Source organism: Leptolyngbya cf. ectocarpi LEGE 11479 (genome assembly GCF_015207065.1).
GTDB classification, from domain to species: domain Bacteria; phylum Cyanobacteriota; class Cyanobacteriia; order Phormidesmidales; family Phormidesmidaceae; genus Leptothoe; species Leptothoe ectocarpi.
The window spans coordinates 16327-39041 of sequence record NZ_JADEXP010000015.1; the positions used below are offsets into that span (position 1 = coordinate 16327).

The window sequence follows — 22715 nt, forward strand, 5'->3', positions numbered from 1 at the left end:
TGTACTATTAAGATACTGTTTAATTGCCCAAAAAAATGTCCAAATTCGCTGGTTATCCCAATGGCGACGGATACTTTAGATTTCAAGGCGGTCAGTGTAGCTGGTGTCACGGAGTACATTCAGCTATTGCTGGAGGGGGATGAGAATCTTCGTAATATTTGGGTGATTGGTGAGGTGTCTAGTGCTCGCCAGCATGGTAGTGGCTGTTTTTTCTCGTTACAGGAGGCAGATGGCTCAGCCACGTTAAATGCTGTGGTGTGGCGTAGCCAGCTGCCAAAACTGAGTGTGGTGCCTACCCTGGGGGAGCAGGTCGTTGTGCTCGGTCAGCTCAAGGTTTATCCAAAACGGGGTAGCTATCAACTTACCGTCTGGCAGGTGCTACCGGCAGGCGCAGGGCTGCAGGCACTGCGCTATCGTCAGCTGCGCCAGCGCTTGGCCAGTGAAGGGTTATTTGACCAGGCGCAGAAACGCGCTCTGCCGTCTTTGCCTAACTGGGTGGCGGTGGTGACGTCGCCTCAGGCGGCGGCCTGGGGCGATATTCAGCGGACTTTGACCCAGCGACATCCGGGTTTACACGTTCTCTTATCGCCTGCAATTGTGCAGGGAGAACAGGCTCCTAAGTCTATTGTTCAGGCGATTGAGCGGGTGATCGAGGACGGTCGAGCCGATGTGCTATTGCTGGGGCGAGGGGGCGGTGCCGTGGAGGATTTGGTCTGTTTTGATGATGAGCGAGTGGTGCGTGCGATCGCAACCTGCCCCATTCCAGTCATCACCGGCATTGGCCATGAACGGGATGAATCCCTGGCAGATTTAGTCGCTGACGCCTGTGCCCACACCCCCACGGCAGCGGCAGAGCAGCTCGTACCGGCTCTCAGCGATCTGCACTATTTTCAAGCCCAGTTACTGCAGCGACTGGCCCAAGCAACTGGCACCCAGCTGCAGCAGCAGAGGCGCGATCTCCAGCAGCTTTATGTCCGGCTACAGCGACTACAGCCCTACAGTTACTTAGAGCAGGCACAACAGGCACAGCATTGGCGCAAACAACGTCTGCTTCAAGTGTTTCACCAGCAGCTACAAACCAGACAGCATCAGCATCAGCTTTTAAGCGAGAAGCTTTCTACTCTGGACCCTACGGCTGTTTTACGTCGGGGGTATGCTCTAGTAAGAGGCGCTTCTGGCGATGTGGTTTCTGAGGTCAGCCAGCTATCCCCCGGTGATAAAATCGCCGTTCGTCTTGGACAAGGTCAGCTGGAAGCAGAAGTGCTGAGCGTTACGGAGGAGTCTTCCTAACGGGTGGCTCTAGGGGATTGACTAAGGACGCCAGAATTTGATCACACCGTCAGAGCTACCGCTAGCCAATAAATTCCCAGACGGTGAAAGCGCTACGCTCAGCACCGGACGCGAGTGTTGCTGATTGGCAGGAACCGTGACCAGGGGCTCTTCTTCTTCGAGATCCCAAAGCCCTATGTGGTCGACATTGTCACCCACAAATAGTGATTGACCATTGGGTAGAAAGGCCAGGGTATTGACCCGTCGACCTACCTCTAACTCCGCTGCTTGTTCAATTTTTAGTCGGCCTCTGCGCTCACGAATTGACCGTATTTCTACACCGCGAAAATTACCACTGGCCAAGAATTCACCGTTGGGACTAAACGCAACACTATCGACGCCGTTACCCGTATCAATGGTGGCTAAGCGCTCAAACTCGTCATCGGGATCTAAGCTCCATAGGGTAATAAAGTCATCATGACTGCCCGCTGCTAGATAGGCCTCATCGGGACTAAAGGTGAGTGAAGAGAAACGTCCATCGGGACGAGACCCATCGTGGCTACCCGTTTCAGGTTCAAGGACGCTGATAATTCGACGGCTAGCCCAATCCCATAGGGTGACGGTGCCGTCATAGTTAGTGGCCGCCAGCCAACGACCGCTCGGGCTGAACTGAACTTTGGGCGCAACGCCTACATAATCTCGATCTAATATCAGCTGAGAATTACAAACGGGGCGGTCGCGCTCACAAGCATTGAGGTCCCAAACTCGTACATTCCCGTTATAGGTGCCGGTCACCAGATATCGGTTGTCTGGACTAAACACCAGTGATGTTACATAGCGATCGGCACCTGGGATTTGAATCAGACGACGCATCCAGTGCTTTTCGTCCCCCCGTAGCGTTGCATCAACATCCCAAACGCGAATCATGCCGTCTCCCCCGGCACTGGCGAACATTTGAGCGTTGGGGCTAAATGCGATCGCATTCACATTCCGACCATGTTGGACATTGCGCAACAGAGTCAGGGTGTTGGATGCTTGGGCAAGCTGGACGGGTATGCCTGTTGCTTGAGCCAAAGCGACAGGCATACCCACCGTCGGTAAGGCTGCCAACGTGAGCCCAGCAAATACCCAGAGTTTGAAAGCGGAGTTAGCAAAAGATTTAGAGAGTTGCATACTCAAAAGGAGACAAAATAACGGCCAGCACCAGTGGTATTTTATGGTTCACTCCTCACCAACCACTGCACTGACGTTTTATCTTGCATAGCGTCAGCCACTTATTCACACCAGCCATTAATTTCGTCAGTAATGCTCCCAAAATCTCAGTTGCGAAAGGCTCGCGGGTGAGCAAAACTGATCCATAGTCAGCCCCCCTACAAGCACTATGCCTAGAGCCAAAAAATCTGCCAAAACCTGGGATTATGAAACGTCTGTCGAACAGGTTGAGGCGATTATCAACGATTTAGAAACTGGCGAGCTGCCCCTGGCTGACATTTTTGAGCAATTTGAAAAAGCCGTCACCGAGCTAAAAAAGTGTGACAGCTTTTTGCAAGAAAAACAGCAGCAGGCCCAGCTATTAATAGAAACCCTGACGCCAGATGAGTCTGAATAGGCTGCGGATGATTTATTGTATTTGGAAATTCTGAGCATCAAATGCCAGCAACGTCTGGCGAAATCTTTTGAATGAAGGACACAGCTCAGCGACCAAGTTTAAATCCATGGCAGTTGCCAAGTCTCGACGAATATCGATAATTTTGTGATTAGCGTGGGCAATTGATTGCATCCACTCGCTGAGGTTACGTTTCGCTTCTCCTGATTTGAGATTCTCAGGATGCTGAAAGCTTTTTGAAACTGAGCCAATCACTTGGTTTATGGCCTTCGAGTCTGATACTAGCCAAGCTTCAAATTCTTTGACAGCGACACCGACAGCCCCTTGTAGAGAATATTTATCAAGTGCCTGTTGCAATATCGATATGCGTTCCTGTGGGGGACTATCATCACTGTCCACCAGAAAAACTATGAGCGGCGGCACAGATTGAAAATTCAATTGCCAGGGGCTGAGAATATCATTAAGGACGCCAGATTTGAGTAACTTACTGCCTTGAGCACGCGCTCCGGTCTCGTAAGCAATACGGAGCGGCTCCTTAAACTCAATGGCGGCTGCAGGAATTTTTCCTCCTTCCGTCAAAATACGCTGCACAACTATATGGGCAGGGCCAAGATTGTCTGATTGTAATGAATCCTGAGGTCGGACATTTCGATCCGGATTGCCCAGCTCTCCTGGACCTTCTGCATGGACGACAATGGAAATATTTGCCATTGCTAGATTCCAGGAACTCCACCCAGAGCACCTGTCATCCACATTCTGCCCAAGGAGTTTTGGAATTGGTCATAAACCTTTTCCCAGTTTTTATTGTCTACAGGAGCCTTCTGGACTTCGGTTTCGCCAGTTTCACGACTGCGGCGAATAAAGCGAACTTCCCCGGGCTCTAGACAATTCAGAAAAGACTGAGAGTGGGTAGTACAGACTATTTGTATAGGTTCATTGCCTAGCTCACCTCTACTCAGTTTTCTAAGCATTTCAACAACATGCCGCTGAAGGTAGGGATGTAGGGCTCTATCAGGATCTTCAATGACCGCTAGTGTTGGCGCTTCCTTCTGAAAGCAGAGAGCGACTAGGGCTGCCGTCAGCATCGTGCCATCTGAAACTTGGTCAGGTTCGTACCAAAAGTCTTCCTGCCAACGATCTAGAAACTGCAAACGAGCATTTCCTTGAATTGATCTGACTTTGATATCAGAGTACATAGGCACTAGACGGGTAAATGTCTTAACGTATCTGTCTTGGTTTTGTCTGGACAGAGTATTGAAGAGATTTGCTAAATTACTTCCTGTAGAATCCAGCTTCCACTCCTCATTTGCCTGCTTCGGTACTCGTAATGCGCTCAACAAGAATGAATACTTAAAACGCTGCCCAGTCAAAACTTTAGAGGGAGTGTGAAAGGATATGGCATCTTTTGTCCAGAGTGGACGCTCCTTACCCTGCCAGAAGTCGTTGCTCTTTAGCAAATGAATATCTGGCTCACGATTGTATTGAGGAGAATCTAAGTTGAGATTGTGATGCTTGCTGGGTAGTAGCAGGTCTACCGGCGCAACAGTTAGAGCATCTGCGATCGCACTTTTCCCCGAAGCATTGGGACCGACAAACACCGTAAACGGTCCCAACTCCAGCGTGACATCCCGAAGACAGCGAAAGTTTTGGATGCGGACACTCTCTAACACGGCTTATTTATGGGCGAGATATTCCGACTATGGGGTTTATCATAGCGCCCGGATTCGTCATCACGTCAGCTAATCAGGTTCGGTTGACAGCAAAATTGTAAACGTGACACCTTTGCCGGGACTGCGGCTGACTGAAATAGAGGCATTACAGTGTGCTAAAAGCTGCTCCACCAGGGTGAGTCCTAGGCTGCTGCTGTCAGACGTACTGCGATAAAACGAGTTAAAGACCTGTGGTAGGGCCGATGGCATGATGCCGCAGCCATTGTCCTGAATCACCAGGGCTACTTTTTTATCAGCCCGCTGATGGGCATTAACCCAAATCCGCCCGTTGCCGTTAGTAAACTGAATGCTGTTGCTGAGCAAACTGACCAAAACCTGTTTGAGATAGCCTTCAATGGCCAACACAGGCGGCAGATGAGCAGCCACAGTATAGGCCAATAAAATGTTGTTTTCCTGGGCCAATGGCTGATACGTGCTGACCACACCGGGTACTAAATCCCAAAGCTGAACTTTTTCAAGGGCTGTTGTTTGGGGGGTGAGCTGCAGTTCGAGTAGGGCAAAGACATGGTTGATGAGCTGGCTTTGGCGATCGCACGCTTGGCCGATCATTTGTAGATAACGCTGACGCTGTTGAGGTTTGAGTGCAGATGAATTAAGCAGGGTCAGGGCGGTCTTGATGGTTGTAATGGGGTTATTGAGATCTTGGACAGCCGTTTTAAAAAATTGAGGATTAACCTCTGGCACGGAAACCGCCGCAGCTGCTGAGCGAGGCGGTGTTAACGCCGATGACCTGACTGTAGAAGCGTCCATAGTGGCTCTCAAATACACCCATGGTGTACTTGATAATGTATTTATCCTTCCTAGGTTAGTGAAGGAAAAGCGTGGATAAATGAGTATTCTTACGTAACTTTCCGTACTAGCACGGAGCTTCACTACCCGTAAATACCAGTGCTTGCTAGGATGCGAAACGACGTGTGAGCGCTAATTGGGCCTGTTCTCGGTCGTCGAAATGGATTTTTTCGGTGCCGATGATTTGATAGTTTTCGTGGCCTTTGCCTGCAATGAGGATGCCATCGCCGGGTTGAGCCGACAGGATTGCTATTTGAATGGCCGTGGCGCGATCGCAAACCACCTCATCTTCACTCAAATTAGCTTCAATCCCAGCGACCACATCGGCCAGAATCTGCTGAGGATCCTCTGTTCGTGGGTTATCAGAGGTGGCAACTATCCGGTCTGCTAGCTCATGGGCAATGCGACCCATTTGGGGGCGTTTGGTGCGATCGCGATCGCCACCGCAGCCAAAGACACAGATCAGCTGCCCCGAAATAAACGGACGTGCCGCCCGCAGCGCATTTTCTAGACTGTCAGGCGTATGGGCATAGTCCACAATAACGGTGAGATCCTGTGCAGGACCGATCTGTACCCGCTCCATCCGTCCAGGCACACCGCCGAATTCTGCCAGAGAAGCAATCACAGAATCCAGCGGCACACCTAAATGCAGTGCGGCTCCGGCGGCTGCCAGCAAATTCTCAAGATTAAACTGCCCGACCAGAGGAGAGGTAAAGGCCGCGGAGCCCATGGGAGTCACTAACGTACCGGTGATTCCTGACTCGCCATAGCTGACGTCAGTAGTATGGAGATCGGCCTCAGTATCGGTAATGTGATAGGCCCAAACTTGTGCAGGCTTTAGTCGCTCGATCAGCTTTTGCCCATAGGGATCCTTGCTGTTGATAATGGCGCGTCCCTTGAGATAGTCAGGGTTAAACAGGAGGGCCTTGGCTTCAAAGTAATCCTCTAGATCTTTGTGATAGTCCAGATGGTCCTGGGTGAGATTAGTAAATACCGCCACTTCGAAGGGACAGCCCCAAACTCGCTTCTGCGCTAGGGCATGGGAGCTGACTTCCATGATGGCGTGCTGGCAGTCTGCTTTAACAACCTTGGCCAGCTCTCGCTGTAAATCGACTGGAAAGGGGGTGGTATGTACAGCAGTCTCCTGGTGTCCGGGCCAGCGGGTGTAGAGGGTGCCCAACAAACCTGTGGGAACGTCACTGGTATTGAGCAGGTACTCGATGATATGGGTGGTGGTGGTTTTGCCGTTGGTGCCGGTCACACCTACCAGGTTGAGAGTTTTGCCGGGATAGTTATAGAACGCGGCGGCAAGCTCACCACAGGTCGTGGCAACGTCTGGCGTGGGGATGAGTAGTGTGGAGTCATCCGGAGCGGGCTTGTTTTTGAGGGCGTTGGTGGAAATGATGGCTGCGATCGCACCGCTCTCCATCGCACTTAGCCAAAACTCTCCACCGTCCACCTGAGTCCCCGGCATGCCAATAAACAGCTCCCCCGGCTGACATTGCTTGGAATGGGTACACAGCCCGGTGACCGATCTATCCAAAGCCGGATGTTCCAGGCTGGGTAGCAACCCAGACGGCAATTTTGCCAGTAGCTCACGCAGCGTCATACAGTCCTCTCCAAACCGGCATCTCGCTATTTTGCCTCAAAGGGGCCTAGATATGTCCGCAGCATTTTTTCTAATTGACGCACGGGTGCTCTGGGCGAGAGCCGGGGTAACGGCTGTTCCTTTCCCAATTCGGGCGTTTCAGGGTAACTAATCACCCGACAAAGTACAGGGATTTCATACTGGTATTCCGCAAACCAGGCCGGATTCTGGGTAATATCGCGAGACTCAACATCAATAGGTAGATGTGCTAGCTCAGCTAGCTTCTCTTCCAATCCTTCGCACAGATGGCATCCAGGCTTTGTGTAAAATATGAGCTTTTTCATACTTGTTATTGTCCTACGGTAGTTAAACAAAGTTCATAAAACACTTAAAGACGGTTATCACGACCCATCAGATCGGATTAATCTACATTTCTCCGGTGGGTTATGGGGGATTAATAGGCTAGGATGTTTTCAGACATATTTTTACGGGCTACACGCCCATCGATAGATATGGTTTCTTGTTTAGAAGCGCAATCATATACGACTCTTCGGTCAGCGAGGCATACGTTTGAGCCTGACCAGTTAGATTTGGCTGAACTCAATCGCCGCTTTGAATCAGCCACCCCGCAGGAAATTTTGGCCTGGGCCGTCGCTACGATTCCTAACCTGGCTCAGATGACCTCCTTTAGTATGGGGGCCATTACTCATATGCTCTACCACGAGCTGGCGGCTAGGGTACCGGTCATTTTTCTAGATACGCTGCATCTATTTCCAGAAACGTTGGCCACGGCCCAAAAAGCAAAAGAACTGTATGACCTCGATCTGTATACCTATCGAGCAGCCGCCAGTCGTGACGAGTTTATCGCCTGCTACGGTGACCGGCTATGGGAAAAAGATGTGGCGCGTTTCCATTCGCTAACCAAGGTCAGACCCATGGAGCGAGCGCTAGATGAGCTAAACGTTCAGGCATGGATTACCGGGCGACGGCGCGATCAGTCGGTAAACCGTCAGCACATGCCAGTTCTGGAGCGAGATGTAGACGGTCGCATCAAAATAAACCCCCTGGCTAACTGGACCCATAAGGATCTGTGGCGTTATACCTTTGCCCACGATGTTTTTTATAATCCGCTCCACGACCAGGGCTATAGCAGCATTGGTGACCAGCCTTTAACAACCAAGGTCCAGGCCGGAGAAGACGAGCGTGCCGGTCGCTGGCGCGGCAGTGTCAAAACTGAGTGCGGGATACATCGGTAGGGTTACCAATTGCATAAGGACGTCATTGAAATCGCCCTATGAAATAATTCTTCATGTATAAGCGTTGATGTCTTCCGGAATCGCCATAGACCAAATTGATGTATAAGCCATAGCCAACAACGAGTTGAGCTTTGATTCAAGCAATGAATCGGGGCTTAACCTTGACTCAGCAAAGGCAAGTGTGCTTATGGAATCCCTGAATGGTGTATGGCGTAGCTTATCCGTAGGCGGTAACGGCGGTAAGGAATTTTCTGATATTGGTTGGCCGCCCCAGGCTAGCGATCGGCTGCTTGCCCGGAATTCCACTCCTGTGGAAGTGCGGGTACGGGTGGGTCGCTATCTGGACCAAATTCAGATGGTGTGGTCCAAGCTGGAGCTAGCCACCCACGGTGGTACGGGCTCGGATCAAGCGTCGTTATTGCTCAATGCCAACGAGCATATTACCAATGTCAAACTGACAGCACCCGGTGGCCGTTATGTCGGCTCTGTTGAGCTGTTGACCAACCAGGGGCGCAGCAAACTGTTTGGCACCCAGACAGGTAACGTTGTGGACTTGGCCGTTCCGCCTAACCATCAGGTGATTGGTTTCTATGGTCATAGCGGACGCTGGGTCGATCGGCTAGGTGTTATTGCCGTCCCTAAACAAGGAAACCCAACCGTGACTCCTCCTAACAACCCTACTGTTCCCAAGCCTAAGCCACCGTCTGATCGATTACTGGACGCCATCCCCCGTGCGGGTATCGAGCTGATTAAAGAGTTTGAAGGCTTTGCCCAGGCATTGCCGGATGGACGCGCTAAAGCCTATGCCGATCCGCTGCGAGGCTGGGAGGTGCCCACCATCGGCTATGGCACCACGCGCTACCCCGACGGGGTACAGGTGCGTGAAGGGGATACGATCACGCAGCCCCAGGCAGAGGATTATCTAATTGATCACGTGGATAAGTCCTGTCGCGGTGCCATGGAGAAGATTCCCAGCTGGAGCCGCATGAATAGCAACCAGCGCGGTGCTCTGTATAGCTTTGCCTATAATCTGGGCTCTGGTTTTTATCGAGGCGATAACTTTGAGTCCATTACTCGGGTCTGCGATTCACCTGAGCTTTGGAAAGACCATCGTTGGATAGCGGCTCAGTTTGTTAAATACAGAAATCCAGGCAGTGCTGTAGAGGAGGGTCTGCGTCGTCGTCGTTTGGCCGAGGCCGATCTGTTCTGTCAGCCGGTGACGTCATCGACGCCCAACTGGGATGACGATCATGATGAAGCTGGGGAGTCGGGTGACCACACTCCCGAAGAGCGTTTGGACCAAATTGTTGAGGATGTGGCGGGCAATCAGCCGGTGGCAGACCGTCTAACCCCGGATATGTCGTTTGATACGTTGATTACTCCCCACATTACCTACGGGGAATTTGCCCTGTATGACGAGGCTCGACGTTTTCGCGACGATTACCAATGCCAAACGGCCTATGAACTCTGTCAGTTTTTAGAACGATGCCGGGAGCATTTTGGCGGTAATCCTTTGGTGATTACCTCTGGCTATCGGCCCCCTGAGGTGAATATCCGCATTGGGGGCGCTCGAACATCGGAGCATCTTTATGACTACCCTGACAAAGGAGCCGTTGATTTCTATATCAAGGGTGTTAGTGTCCATGAAGTAGAGGCCTGGTGTGACCAGCATTATCCCCACAGCGTTGGCTATGGTGCTAACAGAGGGTTTGTGCACTTGGGCATGCGTCCTGGAAAACCCCATATTCGTTGGGTGTATTAAGTGGTTTATTGAGTAATCTTGTAGGGCATACCCAATAAACGATTGACATAGTGGATTTTTCGGCGTTGCCGACAACGGCATTTATGCGGCCTGACGGTGCTAATCGGGATGCGATCGCATCCCTCCTACACCAGGTGGTGGACCTATTGGTGGAAACCATGGCTGAGGCAACGGAGCGTTCGCCGCTGCCTGAGTCTCTAGAGGTCCAGGACTGGGCGCAGGTGCCGGATCGGTCCGTAGATGTGGAGTCGCTACTGGAGAGGGTGAGATCGCAGCTACACCATGCCATGAATGCCGCCCATCCAGGCTACATCGGTCATATGGACTCTATCCCCACCACCATGTCTGTCGTGGGCGATTTGCTTGTGGCCGCCCTCAACAACAACATGTTGAGCGTTGAAATGTCGCCGGTTTTCTCTCGCTTAGAAACCCTTGTTCTGCAACAAGTAACCCAGCTGTTTGGTCTGGGGCCTGAGGCCAATGGCGTTTTGGTCAGCGGCGGCAGTCTGGCTAACTTACAGGCGCTAATCGTGGCGCGCAATCAAGCTTTTGGTTCTTTAGAACATGGCATTCCCCAGGGACAACAGCCCGTGTTCTTGGTGTCAGAAGTTGCTCATACATCGTTTCAAAAAGCGGCCATGATCATGGGGCTGGGCACAAAGGCCGCTATTCCAGTGGCCACTAACAAAGACTCTCAGCTGGACATTGACGATCTTAGTGCTCGGATATCGCGTGCGATCGCAGCCGGACAAAAACCGTTTGCCATCGTAGCCACCGCTGGCACCACCGTTACCGGCAGCATTGATCCGATTGCTGATATGGCGAAAATTGCCCAGCGCCATCAGCTTTGGTTCCATGTGGATGCGGCCTATGGTGGAGCCGTCATGTTTTCTCAGCGCCACCGCTACCAGCTAGCTGGCATTGAGCTGGCAGACTCGGTGACCTTTAACCCACAAAAATGGCTATACGTGGCTAAAACCTGTGCCATGGTCATGTTTCGCCAGTTTGATCTGCTCCAGCATCACTTTAGGGTGCTGGCTCCCTACATGAATGATCACAACGACTGGCCTAACCTGGGTGAGCTGACTGTACAGGGGACTCGCCATGCCGATATTCTCAAGCTATGGCTATCGCTACAGCACATCGGTCGAGATGGCTACAGTGCCATCATTGACCACAACTATGACCTAACCCAAGCCTTTACTGCCGCTGTCAAAGCGCGACCTTTTTTGGTTTTGGCTAGCCAGCCGCAGATGAATCTAATTTGTTTTCGTGCCGAGCCTTCAGGAGTCCCAGCTCACCAAAGAGATAGCTGGAATCAACAACTCCAACAGTGGCTCTTACAAAAGGGCAACACCTTTTTGTCACTGCCGGTCTACCGAGGTGAGCGCTGGCTTAAGGCCGTATTACTCAATCCGTTTACGACTGCAGAACATATTGAGCAGCTGTTTGCCCACATAGATGCTTATCACACCGCCCACAGTGCAGTGGTCAGGACGACTTGACGTTCTCAGCTAGGACAAAGATACTGATAGCCATAGCGTTATGGCTTTCTGACTTGTCCGTGCGCCTATTGCCCTAGCCCAGAATACCCATGGTAAAGATCCTTCATCTCTCCGATATCCATATGGGTAGTGGCTTTAGCCATGGACATATCAATCCAGAAACGGGTCTCAATACTCGTTTAGAAGACTTTGTTATCACCCTCAGCCGCTGTATTGATCGAGCCCTCAGTGAGCCGGTTGATCTGGTTCTCTTTGGAGGGGATGCATTTCCCGATGCCACCCCTCCACCTGTGGTGCAGCAAGCGTTTGCCCAGCAGTTTCAACGCTTAGTGACCGCCCATATTCCCACTGTTCTGTTAGTGGGAAATCACGATCAGCACTCCCAGGGCATGGGCGGTGCGAGTTTGTGCATTTATCGCACCCTAAACGTGCCAGATATTATCGTCGGCGACAGTTTAACTACGCACCGGATCGAAACCCAGGCCGGTCCGGTGCAGGTGATCACCCTACCCTGGCTGACCCACTCCACATTACTCACGCGCCCCGACACTGAGGGACTTTCCCTAGGGGCCATTAATGAACTGATGCTAGATCGTCTACGGGTCGCCCTAGAAGGAGAAGTACGCCAGCTAGATCCGACGATTCCAAGTATTCTCTTGGCTCATCTCATGACCGATACGGCTCGCTATGGGGCCGAGAAGTTTTTGGCCGTTGGTAAGGGGTTTACCGTACCGATGGCGATGCTAGCTCGATCGTGTTTTGACTATGTTGCTCTAGGACATGTCCATAAGCACCAGATTCTGTGCCAAGACCCGCCAGTGGTCTACCCTGGTAGTCTTGAACGCGTGGACTTTAGCGAAGAAAAAGAACAAAAAGGATTTGTTTTAGCTGACGTTCAGTCAGGTCAGGCTGCAATTGAGTTTTGTCCCCTACCTGTCCGGGCTTTCAAAACCGTAGACGTTGATCTCTCCACTGCAGAATCACCTCAGGCCCATCTGGAACAAACTCTGGCCAAGTGCGATATTGCCGATGCGGTGGTGCGTTTGGTCTATAAACTGAGCCCGGCGCAAATTGACGAGATTGACCATGGTGCGTTGCATCAGGCGTTAGCTGAGGCCCATGCCTATACTATTCACCCTGAGTTAGTGAGTCAGCTTACTCGCCCCCGCCTGCCTGAGTTAACGGCTGACACTATTCGAGATCCCCTCAGTGCTCTCCAAACTTACTTAGCTAATCGCGATGATCTAGCCGATCTAAGCAAGGACATGGTGGTGGCAGCCCAGGCCTTGCTGACGGACGATGATGTGCATCCCCAGGAGGCCGTGGATTTGGATGCGATCGCACTAAACGACGACCACAATCAACAACTCCGGCTTTTATAGTGCCTCACAGCCGTGCAATTCCCTGGCTGAGTCCTATACAAACCTTAGTTAAAAAGTCTAGATCCAACGTGGCGAGCGTATCGCTTGGGTCATGGTAGTGAGGGTTTCGTAAGTCAGCCGTATCAGTAACCATAATGGCGTCATAGCCCGCATCCCAAAAAGGTGCATGGTCACTACGACGGGTAGTTGGCAACGGTTTTCCCCGATTGATCATTGGCAACCAGGCGCAGCTGGCTCCGGCAGCAGCAAAGGTCCGCCCAAAGCGCCACATGGTCGGAATTGTTTGCCAATTGCCAATCAGGGCAATAAAATCACCCGTTTTGGGATAGATATATCGCAGTCCAGCCACAGGATAGGTTTGGCTGGGGTGGGCAGAGGGCTGACTGACACAATACCCCAGCATCTCCAGGGACAGCATCAGATAAATAGGCGTCTTTTCTAGCCTCTGCACATAGGCCTGACTCCCCACCAAGCCATATTCTTCTAAATCAAAGGCTACCAACCGAATAGGACGTCGCGAGGGCTGCTGAGAAAACTGTCGAGCCAGTTCCAATAACACAGCGACTCCGGTGGCATTATCATCAGCACCTGGGCATCCGGGCACAGTATCGTAATGGGCTCCAATCACCACAGGTGGCAGCATCTGCTGACCCGGTAAATCAAGGCACAGATTGTAATACTCATGCCCCTGATGGGTAAAGGCTATAGCTGTAGCAGTGCCCCACTGGTTGAGCTGAGCCTGAATGTAGCGCTGTGCATAATAGTGGCCCTGGGTGGCCAGGTACGGATCCCGTTCACGGATCAGCTCTTTGAGATGTGCGACTAACCGTTTTTTGACGTCGTTATAGGTCATGGCAAAACTCAGTGCCCATTATCACGGAGCGATTAACAGATACCAGCAGGGGTCTGTATGACGATGATCTATGCTCTTTGAGCTAAAGATTTATTTTACTTATTGCCGGTAGTAAAATCAGGCTAACCGCAGGCCAAGCAATTGCCTATGGGGCCGGTCATTACAGCGCTAGTGGGCCAGGTCCCTGTCCTCTGAGCAGTTATGGAGCTGATGGCAGATCGAAATTAATGTTTAGAACAGACGGTATACTGAACTGAATGTAACTTTAGATACAACTGTCCGGACCAGAGACTAGCGTTATTTCCTATTTTTCTGGCAGCAGCTGCCAGCGTATAAAAAATTGAAATTCTTGTTTCAGTTTTAAACCTGGAGTTGCTTTTTTTAAAGTGTTTGCCTGTCAGTTCATCTATGTTTGATGTACCGGTTCTTGACGTATCCGTATCCGCAGTTCCAGCCTTGATGGATAGTGTCGGCCAAGCCAGACCAGTTGGGCTATCACCTGTCTCTTCGGCGTTGCTAAATGCTATGGCTGTATCATCGCAGTCAGTGAGCGTGATGTCGAACACCAAGAGGCAGCCTGTACCGTCTACTGATAGCGCAGCGTTAAAAGCGTTACTTCCCGGCTCCTTTCAGCTGCTAGAGCCTTTAAACCTGGCAGCTGTGGCTGTATCTCTAGAAACGCTGTTTACACTCTCGTTAGAGCCAGCTACTGACTCTTCGCCCCCAGTATCGACCCTTTCGGTAGGGGCTATCCCAGCAGTAGAAGTTCCCAAGCCAAGTACGAATTCGCCTGGTCAAGATGCTAGGGTGGCTAACCCGCGTGAGCCGGTAACTGCCACTCTGCAAAAAGTGTCCCCAATTCCTGGACGGGATAATCTAAGTCGATGTGTTGAGGTTGAGAAACCCCAAGACACAGCACGGCTAGACACCCTATTTCAAGTATTGCTACGGGGAACCGTAATTGGTGATATTCGTGGGACCCATGGCCCTGAGTACGTAGTGCAAGCTTTGCAGGAAATGCTGGTAGATGAGCCCTTCAATCCTCATGACATTGCCCCTGTCTTAGGAGAGAACAATCAGCCTGCTATTCGTCTGAGTCAAGATATTCTTGTGAGTCTGGTCAATGAAGGCTCTACGCAGCTGGCCATGAATAGTGAAAGTGAATGGGCTGCGATTACCTGGAGTGATCAGCTACGACAAGCCATGGGGGTGGTACCTCTAGATGCAGGCGAGATCGAGATTATGCTCAAGGGTTTGCATCCTTCTGAGCAACAGCTCAATGGTCTGGCCTCTTGGTACGGTCCGTATTTCCATGGGCGGCTCACGGCCAACGGTGAAATTTTTGATCAAAATACGCTCACCGCTGCCCACAAATCCTTGCCATTTAACACCTTGCTGCAGGTCCGTAACTTAAAAAATGATCAGACCGTTGTGGTGCGCGTCAACGATCGAGGCCCTTACGTGGGGAAACGTTCCCTGGATTTGTCAAAAGCGGCTGCCCACTGCCTGGGCAGTGAGCAAACCGGTGTTATTCCCTATGAGGCCGTGATTTTGGAACAGCCAGTCACCGCTGCCCTCTCAGTAAATTAGTGCCCATGAGTCGTCCGTCAGGACTGACTTTTGTGGCTGAGGCCATCACCAGGTGGGATCCACATAGAGGTTGATCACATAGGGGGACGGGGTGGCCGGTACCGCTGAAATGCAGGCACAGATAGTCTCATCTTGCCCTTCAACCTCAACTTCACAGGCGTGGCAAGACCCCATCAAGCAGCCGGTGGGAATATTGACTCCTGCCCGCTCAGCAACTTGCAAGATGGGCTCTCCCGGTGTTGCTGATATGGTCACTTGATCAGGTAGAAAACGAACCTCAACGCTCATAGGATGTTCGTCAATATGAATTACAAAGCAGTACTACTCATCCTATCGCAGGATTTCTGGGCTAGCCTGCGTGAGTTAGGCAGACTCAATCGTTGTCTTTTCGATACCCCTTGCAATGGCTGTATCTAGGGGGACGTGCTCCAAATAGCGTCGCTTTGTGTGCCACCAGTGCTGCATTTCTTGGGATAGCTTGCTGGTGTACAGGGTAATTACAATCGGCTTCGCTCGATACCCTTGACCGATGATTTCAACACAGTAGGATGGATGGCATTTGGTGGCCAAATCGACAATAAAACGCGCTCCAATACGTCGCCAGCTGGGTTCTTTGCCGCGCCATTGGAGGCGGCAGCAGGGCCAGGGAAGTTGCTCACGATCAAATAATTGACAACATGGCCCAATGACGCGGTAGGTCAAGTGGGCACCGGGACTTTGGAAGATATGCCCCGTTGGCCAGGGATGCTCGCTGGGCGGGGGATGTGTTGATACTATTTGTGTCAAAACCCGGCCTATGATTTAGAACAGTAGTGTACGAAATTTTGTAGGAAAATTCTATGGCTGACGCAATCACAACCACCGTTAGCGATCGCATCTGCAAACACATGAATGACGATCATGCCGACGCGGTGCTGCTCTATGCGCAAAAATTTGGTGATGCCACCGCTGCCACCGCTGCCACCATGAAAGCCATCGACACCAACGGTATGGACTTAGACGCCACCGTGGAGGGACAACCTACTCCTGTGCGCATCAGTTTTGAACGTCCCTTAACCGATGCCAAGGATGCCCATCATGTACTGGTAGAGATGCTAAAGCAGGTGAAACCCGCATAGTGCCCTGCACTCACTAAAATCAGGGTAAGGGCAGTGAAGCGTAAATCGTGACCAGTGCTAAGCTCTTACTCTTCAGCTATTCTTCCAAGTCGGTGTCAGGGACGGTACAATCGCGTCGATAATCATTGCCTCCCCAATACGTAGAACCACAGAGATTGGCCCTGTTCAAGTCAACGTCATGGACATAGGTTGTCTCAAAATTTGAGAATCGTAGGTCGGTAGCGATAAACCGAGTTTTGTGAATGTAGGCATCTTGAAAGTTGGCCTCCTCCATCAGCGCATCGGAGAAGTCAGCATAGTTGAGCAGAGCACCCTCAAAGTCAGCACCAATAAATTGGGCTGGGAATATCAGATTATTGCCCTCGCTATCCAGGACATCACTAATAATCGCTACCGCTCTGACAGAGGCAAAGTTGGTTGCCCTTAGATCGGCTCCCGAAAGATTAGCCCCATCTAAAATCGCATAGAAAAAATTGGCTTCCCTCAGGTTGGCACCTTCTAGATTGGCACCTGTGAGATTCAGACGGCGTAAATCCGCTTCCTGCAGATCGCAACCTGGACATTCATTGGTCTCAATCAAGCGTTTTAAGTCGTTTTCGTCTACTGCCTGGGCAGTTGAGCTGTGGGCCAATGTTAACGTAAATGCTGTGACGGCCACTAAAGCGACCGGGCTCTTGCCACACTGTTGTAACCACTGGGTTATTTCTTGAACCATCGATTGCATTTAAAAATTCCTCGAAACTCCGCTAAAACAACTCTATCGTGTCAAACTTTCCATGACCGAGACAAGTTTGTGGTCTAGTTTCTATCAAGAAAAATTACTGTCACGTCATGCCCCTTTGCCCCTCGGGCAATACTCAAGTCAGGTCCTGCTCATAGTTCAATTTCAACGAACACACCATGAAACCATTCCGCTTAGCGATCGCTGCAGCTACCGCAGCTACCATGACTATTTTTGGAGCGACTACCCGCGTAGATGCCCAAGCTTTTGACAACATTGAGGTGTCCCAAGAAGACTTTGTCTTGGTGGCGGCCCCTGGTGGCGGCCTGCTGGGTCGTCCAGAATTTATGATCATCGAGCAAAAGACCGATGCTCAGCAGTGTTGGAGCGAGTCAGGATCCAACCCCACTCAAATTGAGCCCTTACTGCTCAACTTTGACTTTAGTGGTATCTGTGGTCGTAGCACCGACAGTAATGGTTACTCACTGCGTGCGGGTGATGGCGACGCCGGTAGCCGTTTTAATCTTTCCATTGACGAAGAAAACGGCGAATATATCCTGGTTGCTAAGCCCAGTTCGTTTCCCACCAATCCCTATCGCAATTCACCGCCGTTGAAGCTGGGGCGCACATTTGGCCAGGCGAGCAATGGGTTCACCAAAATCTTTCTAAATCCCGGTTGGCGTCTGACCCGACGCTCCTTTGAAGGCCGCACACTCGGGCACCTATACCTCACCAACGATGCCACGCTGGCTGCCCTAGTGGAACAAGGGGGTGGGCCAGTGGTGACTGAGCCACCCGTGACTGAACCGCCCGTGACTGAACCGCCAACTACGGTTACCTTCCGGGATGTGACCAATGACGTCTATGCGACTCAAATTAGCCGTGCTGTAGAGATTGGCTTTATTGCGGGTTTCCAGGATGGTACATTTCGTCCTCGCAATGCCTTAACTCGTGAGCAGCTGGTGTCCATGGTGATTGAGGCACTGGATGCCCAGGACAATATATCCATTGCCCTGCCTAGTCAGGTGACGACAAACCCCTTTACCGATGTCGCTAGCAACCGCTGGAGCGCGGCCAAGATTCAGTTTGCGAGCCAGAGCGGCATTGTCAGCGGCTATCCCACTGGCGATTTTCGTCCGGCCCAAGAGGTCACTCGGGCTGAGATGATGGCTGTTGTTCGACGAGCGGCGGAGTATCGTAAACGGGTTCTGGGTCAGGGCACCGCGTTGACTCCAACTCAGCAAGCCTTTGCGTTCTCAGATACCCAGGGGCACTGGGCCGCTGATGTGATCTCGAGTCTTTCGGCCTACTGTGGGATTGCGACACCTGTGAATGAGTCAGGTTCTGCTTTTGTGCCCAACAGTGATGCTCTACGCAACTATGCGGCTACCGCTGTTGTACGTTTGGTTGATTGCCCCAATTAGGGATGGCCTGAGGAAGGCGCTCTCGCTTAAAGCTTTTGAATAAGTAAAAACAACGCTGGGAAAAAGCCTACCAGCGTTGTTTTTTATGGCAACCACACCTGTCTGATGCCCAGATCCATAAGACAGGTGTAATGACCAGCAAAATGTTACGTAGAGTTAGGTCTAAGTATGAAGGCCATATCCTACGGATGGGACACGTGCTTTTGCTGCGGTTATGGTAATCCTGGACTAGGACTATGCGAGTAAATCATCCATGACCGTTTCGAGGACTGTGTGTGTTGGCTTTTTAACCGTAATCACCGTTGGCACACTCTTGCTGATGCTGCCGTTAGCCACCGCCAGTGGTGAATGGAATAACCCTGTGGTAGCTTTATTTACGGCAACATCAGCTGTCTGTGTCACGGGCCTGATTGTGGTAGATACGGGGTCCTATTTTTCTCCTTTGGGTCAGGGGATTATTTTGCTGCTCATACAGCTGGGTGGTCTAGGCTATATGACAGCGACTACGTTGTTACTGCTGCTGTTGGGGAAACGGTTGGGGCTCAAAGACCGGTTGGCGATCCAGCAATCATTGGATACGGCTGAATTGTCGTCTGCGGCATCGCTGATTAAGTCAATCATTGCGATGACGATGATTTTTGAGCTGAGCGGTGTATTTTTGCTGATGCCGCGCTTTGCCAATGATTATGGGGCAGGGCGGAGTCTGTGGCTGTCGCTGTTTCATAGCATCAGCGCGTTTAACAATGCGGGGTTCAGTCTATTTGAGGATAGCTTGGTGCAGTATGCGCGGTCGCCGTGGATTAATGGGGTGATTGCGGCTCTGGTGATTCTGGGGGGTATTGGCTATCAGGTGATTATGGAGATGTTTATATGGGTGCGCGATCGCATCCGCCGCAAACGTCAGCATCAGGTTTTTTCTCTACACTTCAAGGTGGTCACCAGCACCTCCCTCATTTTGCTGGCCCTGGGCACCCTAGCCTTTTTTGCCGTTGAGTTTGTGAACCCCGCTACCCTAGGGCCTGAACCCTTGAATGTGAAGCTGTTGGAGGCGGGCTTTCAATCGGTGATTATGCGCACTGCTGGCTTTAATTCCATTGATATTGGGGCGATGGAGACGAGTTCTTTGTTTATTGCGATCGCACTCATGTTTATCGGTGCAAGTCCTGGCAGTACCGGTGGGGGCATCAAAACCACTACGGTGAGGATTTTGCTCAACTGCACCCGCACCGTCCTCAAAGGTGAAGACGAGGTCCTAGCCTATCAGCGGGAAATCCCAGATAAACGGGTGCTTAAAGCTGTTGGCGTCGTGGTAGCGTCTGGCATGACGGTGGTGATGGTGACCATTTTGCTATCGCTAACAGAGCCCGGTATTGAGTTTATCGATCTGCTCTTTGAGACAGTATCTGCCTTTGCCACAGTGGGCTTGTCCACAGGCATCACGTCTGAGCTATCCACCCTGGGGCAGCTCGTTGTCATTGTCACTATGTACATTGGTCGTGTGGGGATCTTACTACTCATGTCCGCCCTCTTAGGAGATCCCAAACCCACCAGCATTCACTACCCAGAAGAAGATCTACTGGTGGGATGACCGTTTGATTGCCTAGAAGGACATAACCTACTCTAGGCACATACTTGCTGTACGCTGTTCAACGCTTTGGCCTGCTCCCACCAGACTCTTAGCTTAGGCGTATTGGCCATCACGGCTTCAAACTCCGGTGTTTGTGCCAGATAAACAAAAATCGGAATGAGATGAAAATCGGCCAGACTAGCACTCTGCCCCAACAGAAAAGGATTGCCAGTTTGCAATACTTCAATCGCCTTCAGTGCTTGTCTAACCATGGGAATGGACGCTTGCACCACATTGTCGTCTGGCTGGCCACCCTGTTGAGGCACAATCAAACGCTGAATCACAATTGAGCCAATGGCAGAGGGATAGAGATAGCTATCAATAATTGAGATAATCTGACGCATCCGTGCTTGGGCGAGTAAATCAGATGGACTGTACTGACCATCGCCGAGCTTTTGATCCAAATATTGGGTAATTACGCTGGTTTCATAAATTTCTTCTCCATCAATTTCTAGAACTGGCACTTTCCCAAAGGGCTGCTTTTTCAAATACTCGTCACTTTTATTATCGCCATTAAAAATGCCGATATCCTTGAGTTCATAGTCGGTATTGGTCTCTGCTAACAGCAAACGAACAGTACGAACGTAGGTGCTGATAGGAGTACCGTAGAGGATGATGTTTGGCATGGTTGCTGATGAGTGGAATAAAATAACAGTAAATTAAGCCATGTGGGCTAGCTAATGCTCATGGACAGCGTCGCTTCATCTATAATCCGCTATGGTACAAACCCGCGTTCAGTCCTTAACATTAGATGCATTTCTGAAACTACCAGAAACTCAACCTGCCAGTGAATTTATCAACAATCAGCTAGTTCAAAAGCCAATGCCACAGGGGGAACATAGCTTACTGCAGGTGGCATTATGTAAAGCAATTGATGGAGTGGCAGAATCTCAGCGTATTGCCAAAGCCTTTTCAGAACTGCGTTGTGTATTTGGCGGAGCAGTAGTTGTGCCAGATGTTTCTGTATTTCGCTGGCAGCGCATTCCTCGTAAGGCATCCGGGCGTATTGCCAATCGGTTTGAGACCTATCCTGACTGGGCAATTGAAATTTTATCGCCAGCACAGGCTCAGACAAAGCCTCTAGAAAAACTATTGCACTGTATTGAGCATGGAACTGAATTGGGGTGGTTGCTGGACCCCGAAGCGGACAGTGTCCTAACCATTTCGTCAGAATCACGCATCAAGCTACATCGCAATCAAGAAATAGTGCCTGTATTGTCTGATCTTGAGTTAGCTCTATCTGCCCAAGATATTTTTGACTGGTTAGTATTGCCTCAATAAGCAGCAATTAGTATCGCTACAAAAGTTGTGGAGATTTAATCAAGGATTGGGAAAGTTTTCAAGGATTACTTAAAGTTTTTCCGGATAAGCCACATAGTAAATAGTAATTTTATGTATACACACGTAAATGTATTCGAAGCTTCTAACACGATAAGCATACGAGCTTTGGAGGTATGTGATTATTTGAGCGATAGAAGTTTAGATGTCGTACGTGATCTATCCCTGTAAGGTTTTCAACTGGTAGTACTCCTGTTAATGCGCATTGGTGCTCATACTGACTATGCTTCCAGAAGATCTACCTCCAATTTCTGATCTTCTCAATGCTTTAGATAACTATCTCAATACCTTTGATACAGAGCAGAGAGTAGAAGAGGATATTAATCCGGAGCCTTCGCCTCCTAAACCTGATGTCAAGAAGTATTTTAGGTTTTCAAAAAATTTAAAGCTAAGAGATAGTTATCCGGATAAAACGCTCTCTCAAAATATTAGTGAAATTAAAGAAGTACGTCTTCTTATTCAGTATTTGAGAGATGGATTGGAAAGTCTAACGACTCAATCACTTGCTGATCAACAACTTATTCACCTTCAGAGAAGACAGATACGAACTCTTAAGTCGAAGTTCTCAGGTTTGGTGATCAAGAGCCCCGAAATGGGGCAGCAAATGCAAGTTCTGCAAAAGTCAGTATTACGATGTGAAGCTCGTATCAAACAACTTTCCAATCAGATTGAATCTCTCCAAGCACATAGGTCTAATATACAAAATACAATCATCACAAACTATCCAACCTCTGCGAGATATATCACTGATGATGAGCTGAAAAATCTTGCGAGTCTCATAAAGCAAGAAATTAAGTATGTCACAGAGCAATGTCCAGATGCCAATTATAAAAAGTTAGCAGCTAAAGCTTTTGAGCGTCTTCAAAATGATTCAAAGTTCTCTGTTCGTGTTGCTAAAGCTTTAGAAAATGGGTGCAGAGAAGCACTAAATCAGATGATCAATCATCCGATTGCGAGCTTTATCATAGGTTTCTACGAGGATTGGCGCTGTTGAGCAAACAGTATTAAATTCTCAGATATTCAAATCGTCTCAATCATCCAAGCCAACATTCCGAGAATACTAGCCAGTGGTGGTAGAGGATAGTCAGTTAAATCAATTGTTACTACCTTGCCTTCTAACTGTATAAAACGCCATGCGGTTCCACTGGTCGTAGCAC

Annotated in this window: 23 protein-coding genes; 12 read left to right on the forward strand and 11 right to left on the reverse strand. The window is 50.3% G+C overall.

What is annotated here, in order from left to right; genetic code table 11:
- The first annotated feature begins 60 nt into the window (after positions 1-60).
- Positions 61-1290, forward strand: coding sequence for an exodeoxyribonuclease VII large subunit (xseA, locus tag IQ260_RS03325; protein ID WP_193990827.1), 1230 nt, complete (start codon positions 61-63; stop codon positions 1288-1290).
- Between the two features lie 21 nt (positions 1291-1311).
- Here xseA and IQ260_RS03330 read toward each other — a convergent pair whose 3' ends face one another.
- Entirely contained in the window at positions 1312-2442 is a 1131-nt protein-coding gene (locus IQ260_RS03330; RefSeq protein ID WP_193990829.1) for a WD40 repeat domain-containing protein, read from the reverse strand.
- A 208-nt stretch (positions 2443-2650) separates the two neighbouring features.
- Here IQ260_RS03330 and xseB point away from each other — a divergent pair, with 208 nt between their 5' ends.
- Positions 2651-2878, forward strand: a complete 228-nt coding sequence (gene xseB, locus IQ260_RS03335; protein ID WP_193990831.1) for an exodeoxyribonuclease VII small subunit — start codon at positions 2651-2653, stop codon at positions 2876-2878.
- Between the two features lie 12 nt (positions 2879-2890).
- Here xseB and IQ260_RS03340 read toward each other — a convergent pair whose 3' ends face one another.
- The 5 genes from IQ260_RS03340 to IQ260_RS03360 all read right to left on the reverse strand — a co-directional run bounded on the left by IQ260_RS03340 (position 2891) and on the right by IQ260_RS03360 (position 7326).
- On the reverse strand, positions 2891-3586 hold the full coding sequence (locus tag IQ260_RS03340; protein ID WP_193990833.1) for a DUF4276 family protein: 696 nt from the start codon (positions 3584-3586) through the stop codon (positions 2891-2893).
- Between the two features lie 2 nt (positions 3587-3588).
- The gene (locus IQ260_RS03345) at positions 3589-4545 is read right to left on the reverse strand and encodes an AAA family ATPase (RefSeq protein ID WP_193990835.1); all 957 of its coding nucleotides are present in this window, start codon (positions 4543-4545) and stop codon (positions 3589-3591) included.
- 69 nt (positions 4546-4614) lie between these two features.
- Complete coding sequence (locus IQ260_RS03350) at positions 4615-5355, reverse strand: sensor histidine kinase (RefSeq protein WP_193990837.1); 741 nt, start codon at positions 5353-5355, stop codon at positions 4615-4617.
- Positions 5356-5500: 145 nt separating this feature from the next.
- Positions 5501-7003: a UDP-N-acetylmuramoyl-L-alanyl-D-glutamate--2,6-diaminopimelate ligase gene (locus IQ260_RS03355; RefSeq protein ID WP_193990839.1), complete on the reverse strand. Its 1503-nt coding sequence runs from the start codon at positions 7001-7003 to the stop codon at positions 5501-5503.
- Positions 7004-7029: 26 nt separating this feature from the next.
- Positions 7030-7326 (reverse strand): glutaredoxin family protein, encoded by a 297-nt coding sequence (locus IQ260_RS03360; RefSeq protein ID WP_193990841.1) that lies wholly within the window; start codon positions 7324-7326, stop codon positions 7030-7032.
- A gap of 168 nt (positions 7327-7494) precedes the next feature.
- On the opposite strand from IQ260_RS03360, the gene cysH reads away from it, so the two are divergent.
- The 4 genes from cysH to sbcD all read left to right on the forward strand — a co-directional run bounded on the left by cysH (position 7495) and on the right by sbcD (position 12887).
- Positions 7495-8238, forward strand: a complete 744-nt coding sequence (cysH, locus tag IQ260_RS03365; RefSeq protein ID WP_193990843.1) for a phosphoadenosine phosphosulfate reductase — start codon at positions 7495-7497, stop codon at positions 8236-8238.
- A 187-nt stretch (positions 8239-8425) separates the two neighbouring features.
- Entirely contained in the window at positions 8426-10000 is a 1575-nt protein-coding gene (locus IQ260_RS03370; RefSeq protein ID WP_193990845.1) for a D-Ala-D-Ala carboxypeptidase family metallohydrolase, read from the forward strand.
- Positions 10001-10050: 50 nt separating this feature from the next.
- Positions 10051-11505: a pyridoxal phosphate-dependent decarboxylase family protein gene (locus tag IQ260_RS03375; RefSeq protein ID WP_193990847.1), complete on the forward strand. Its 1455-nt coding sequence runs from the start codon at positions 10051-10053 to the stop codon at positions 11503-11505.
- An 89-nt stretch (positions 11506-11594) separates the two neighbouring features.
- Entirely contained in the window at positions 11595-12887 is a 1293-nt protein-coding gene (sbcD, locus tag IQ260_RS03380; protein ID WP_193990849.1) for an exonuclease subunit SbcD, read from the forward strand.
- A gap of 4 nt (positions 12888-12891) precedes the next feature.
- Here sbcD and IQ260_RS03385 read toward each other — a convergent pair whose 3' ends face one another.
- Positions 12892-13740, reverse strand: coding sequence for a M20/M25/M40 family metallo-hydrolase (locus IQ260_RS03385; protein ID WP_193990851.1), 849 nt, complete (start codon positions 13738-13740; stop codon positions 12892-12894).
- Between the two features lie 525 nt (positions 13741-14265).
- Between IQ260_RS03385 and IQ260_RS03390 the strand changes: the two genes are divergently transcribed.
- Complete coding sequence (locus tag IQ260_RS03390) at positions 14266-15330, forward strand: septal ring lytic transglycosylase RlpA family protein (RefSeq protein WP_193990853.1); 1065 nt, start codon at positions 14266-14268, stop codon at positions 15328-15330.
- 45 nt (positions 15331-15375) lie between these two features.
- Here the strand turns inward: IQ260_RS03390 and IQ260_RS03395 are convergent, their stop codons facing one another.
- Entirely contained in the window at positions 15376-15618 is a 243-nt protein-coding gene (locus IQ260_RS03395) for a 2Fe-2S iron-sulfur cluster-binding protein (RefSeq protein WP_193990855.1), read from the reverse strand.
- A gap of 75 nt (positions 15619-15693) precedes the next feature.
- Positions 15694-16116, reverse strand: a complete 423-nt coding sequence (locus IQ260_RS03400) for a hypothetical protein (protein ID WP_228015473.1) — start codon at positions 16114-16116, stop codon at positions 15694-15696.
- Between the two features lie 53 nt (positions 16117-16169).
- Between IQ260_RS03400 and IQ260_RS03405 the strand changes: the two genes are divergently transcribed.
- Positions 16170-16448 carry a DUF2470 domain-containing protein gene (locus IQ260_RS03405; protein ID WP_193990857.1) on the forward strand — a complete coding sequence of 93 codons (279 nt, stop codon included), beginning with the start codon at positions 16170-16172 and terminating at the stop codon, positions 16446-16448.
- A 76-nt stretch (positions 16449-16524) separates the two neighbouring features.
- Here IQ260_RS03405 and IQ260_RS03410 read toward each other — a convergent pair whose 3' ends face one another.
- Positions 16525-17172, reverse strand: coding sequence for a pentapeptide repeat-containing protein (locus IQ260_RS03410; RefSeq protein WP_193990859.1), 648 nt, complete (start codon positions 17170-17172; stop codon positions 16525-16527).
- A gap of 176 nt (positions 17173-17348) precedes the next feature.
- On the opposite strand from IQ260_RS03410, the gene IQ260_RS03415 reads away from it, so the two are divergent.
- Together IQ260_RS03415 and IQ260_RS03420 are read left to right on the forward strand one after the other, a co-directional pair.
- Positions 17349-18593: a DUF3747 domain-containing protein gene (locus tag IQ260_RS03415; RefSeq protein WP_193990861.1), complete on the forward strand. Its 1245-nt coding sequence runs from the start codon at positions 17349-17351 to the stop codon at positions 18591-18593.
- A 253-nt stretch (positions 18594-18846) separates the two neighbouring features.
- Positions 18847-20181: a TrkH family potassium uptake protein gene (locus IQ260_RS03420; RefSeq protein ID WP_193990863.1), complete on the forward strand. Its 1335-nt coding sequence runs from the start codon at positions 18847-18849 to the stop codon at positions 20179-20181.
- 32 nt (positions 20182-20213) lie between these two features.
- Here IQ260_RS03420 and IQ260_RS03425 read toward each other — a convergent pair whose 3' ends face one another.
- Complete coding sequence (locus IQ260_RS03425) at positions 20214-20846, reverse strand: glutathione S-transferase family protein (protein ID WP_193990865.1); 633 nt, start codon at positions 20844-20846, stop codon at positions 20214-20216.
- A 91-nt stretch (positions 20847-20937) separates the two neighbouring features.
- On the opposite strand from IQ260_RS03425, the gene IQ260_RS03430 reads away from it, so the two are divergent.
- Positions 20938-21501 (forward strand): Uma2 family endonuclease, encoded by a 564-nt coding sequence (locus IQ260_RS03430; RefSeq protein WP_193990867.1) that lies wholly within the window; start codon positions 20938-20940, stop codon positions 21499-21501.
- A gap of 280 nt (positions 21502-21781) precedes the next feature.
- Positions 21782-22552, forward strand: coding sequence for a hypothetical protein (locus IQ260_RS03435; protein ID WP_193990869.1), 771 nt, complete (start codon positions 21782-21784; stop codon positions 22550-22552).
- Positions 22553-22715: the final 163 nt, after the last annotated feature.

Coding starts and splice junctions, on each gene's coding strand:
- IQ260_RS03420 (WP_193990863.1), top strand. CDS start 18,847: ATGACCGTTTCGAGGACTGTGTGTGTTGGCTTTTTAACCGTAATCACC.
- IQ260_RS03410 (WP_193990859.1), bottom strand. CDS start 17,172: ATGCAATCGATGGTTCAAGAAATAACCCAGTGGTTACAACAGTGTGGC.
- IQ260_RS03350 (WP_193990837.1), bottom strand. CDS start 5,355: ATGGACGCTTCTACAGTCAGGTCATCGGCGTTAACACCGCCTCGCTCA.
- xseA (WP_193990827.1), top strand. CDS start 61: ATGGCGACGGATACTTTAGATTTCAAGGCGGTCAGTGTAGCTGGTGTC.
- IQ260_RS03435 (WP_193990869.1), top strand. CDS start 21,782: ATGCTTCCAGAAGATCTACCTCCAATTTCTGATCTTCTCAATGCTTTA.
- sbcD (WP_193990849.1), top strand. CDS start 11,595: ATGGTAAAGATCCTTCATCTCTCCGATATCCATATGGGTAGTGGCTTT.
- IQ260_RS03355 (WP_193990839.1), bottom strand. CDS start 7,003: ATGACGCTGCGTGAGCTACTGGCAAAATTGCCGTCTGGGTTGCTACCC.
- IQ260_RS03395 (WP_193990855.1), bottom strand. CDS start 15,618: ATGAGCGTTGAGGTTCGTTTTCTACCTGATCAAGTGACCATATCAGCA.
- IQ260_RS03405 (WP_193990857.1), top strand. CDS start 16,170: ATGGCTGACGCAATCACAACCACCGTTAGCGATCGCATCTGCAAACAC.
- IQ260_RS03390 (WP_193990853.1), top strand. CDS start 14,266: ATGGCTGTATCATCGCAGTCAGTGAGCGTGATGTCGAACACCAAGAGG.
- xseB (WP_193990831.1), top strand. CDS start 2,651: ATGCCTAGAGCCAAAAAATCTGCCAAAACCTGGGATTATGAAACGTCT.
- IQ260_RS03430 (WP_193990867.1), top strand. CDS start 20,938: ATGGTACAAACCCGCGTTCAGTCCTTAACATTAGATGCATTTCTGAAA.
- IQ260_RS03360 (WP_193990841.1), bottom strand. CDS start 7,326: ATGAAAAAGCTCATATTTTACACAAAGCCTGGATGCCATCTGTGCGAA.
- IQ260_RS03425 (WP_193990865.1), bottom strand. CDS start 20,846: ATGCCAAACATCATCCTCTACGGTACTCCTATCAGCACCTACGTTCGT.
- IQ260_RS03415 (WP_193990861.1), top strand. CDS start 17,349: ATGAAACCATTCCGCTTAGCGATCGCTGCAGCTACCGCAGCTACCATG.
- IQ260_RS03370 (WP_193990845.1), top strand. CDS start 8,426: ATGGAATCCCTGAATGGTGTATGGCGTAGCTTATCCGTAGGCGGTAAC.
- IQ260_RS03340 (WP_193990833.1), bottom strand. CDS start 3,586: ATGGCAAATATTTCCATTGTCGTCCATGCAGAAGGTCCAGGAGAGCTG.
- IQ260_RS03385 (WP_193990851.1), bottom strand. CDS start 13,740: ATGACCTATAACGACGTCAAAAAACGGTTAGTCGCACATCTCAAAGAG.
- IQ260_RS03330 (WP_193990829.1), bottom strand. CDS start 2,442: ATGCAACTCTCTAAATCTTTTGCTAACTCCGCTTTCAAACTCTGGGTA.
- cysH (WP_193990843.1), top strand. CDS start 7,495: ATGGTTTCTTGTTTAGAAGCGCAATCATATACGACTCTTCGGTCAGCG.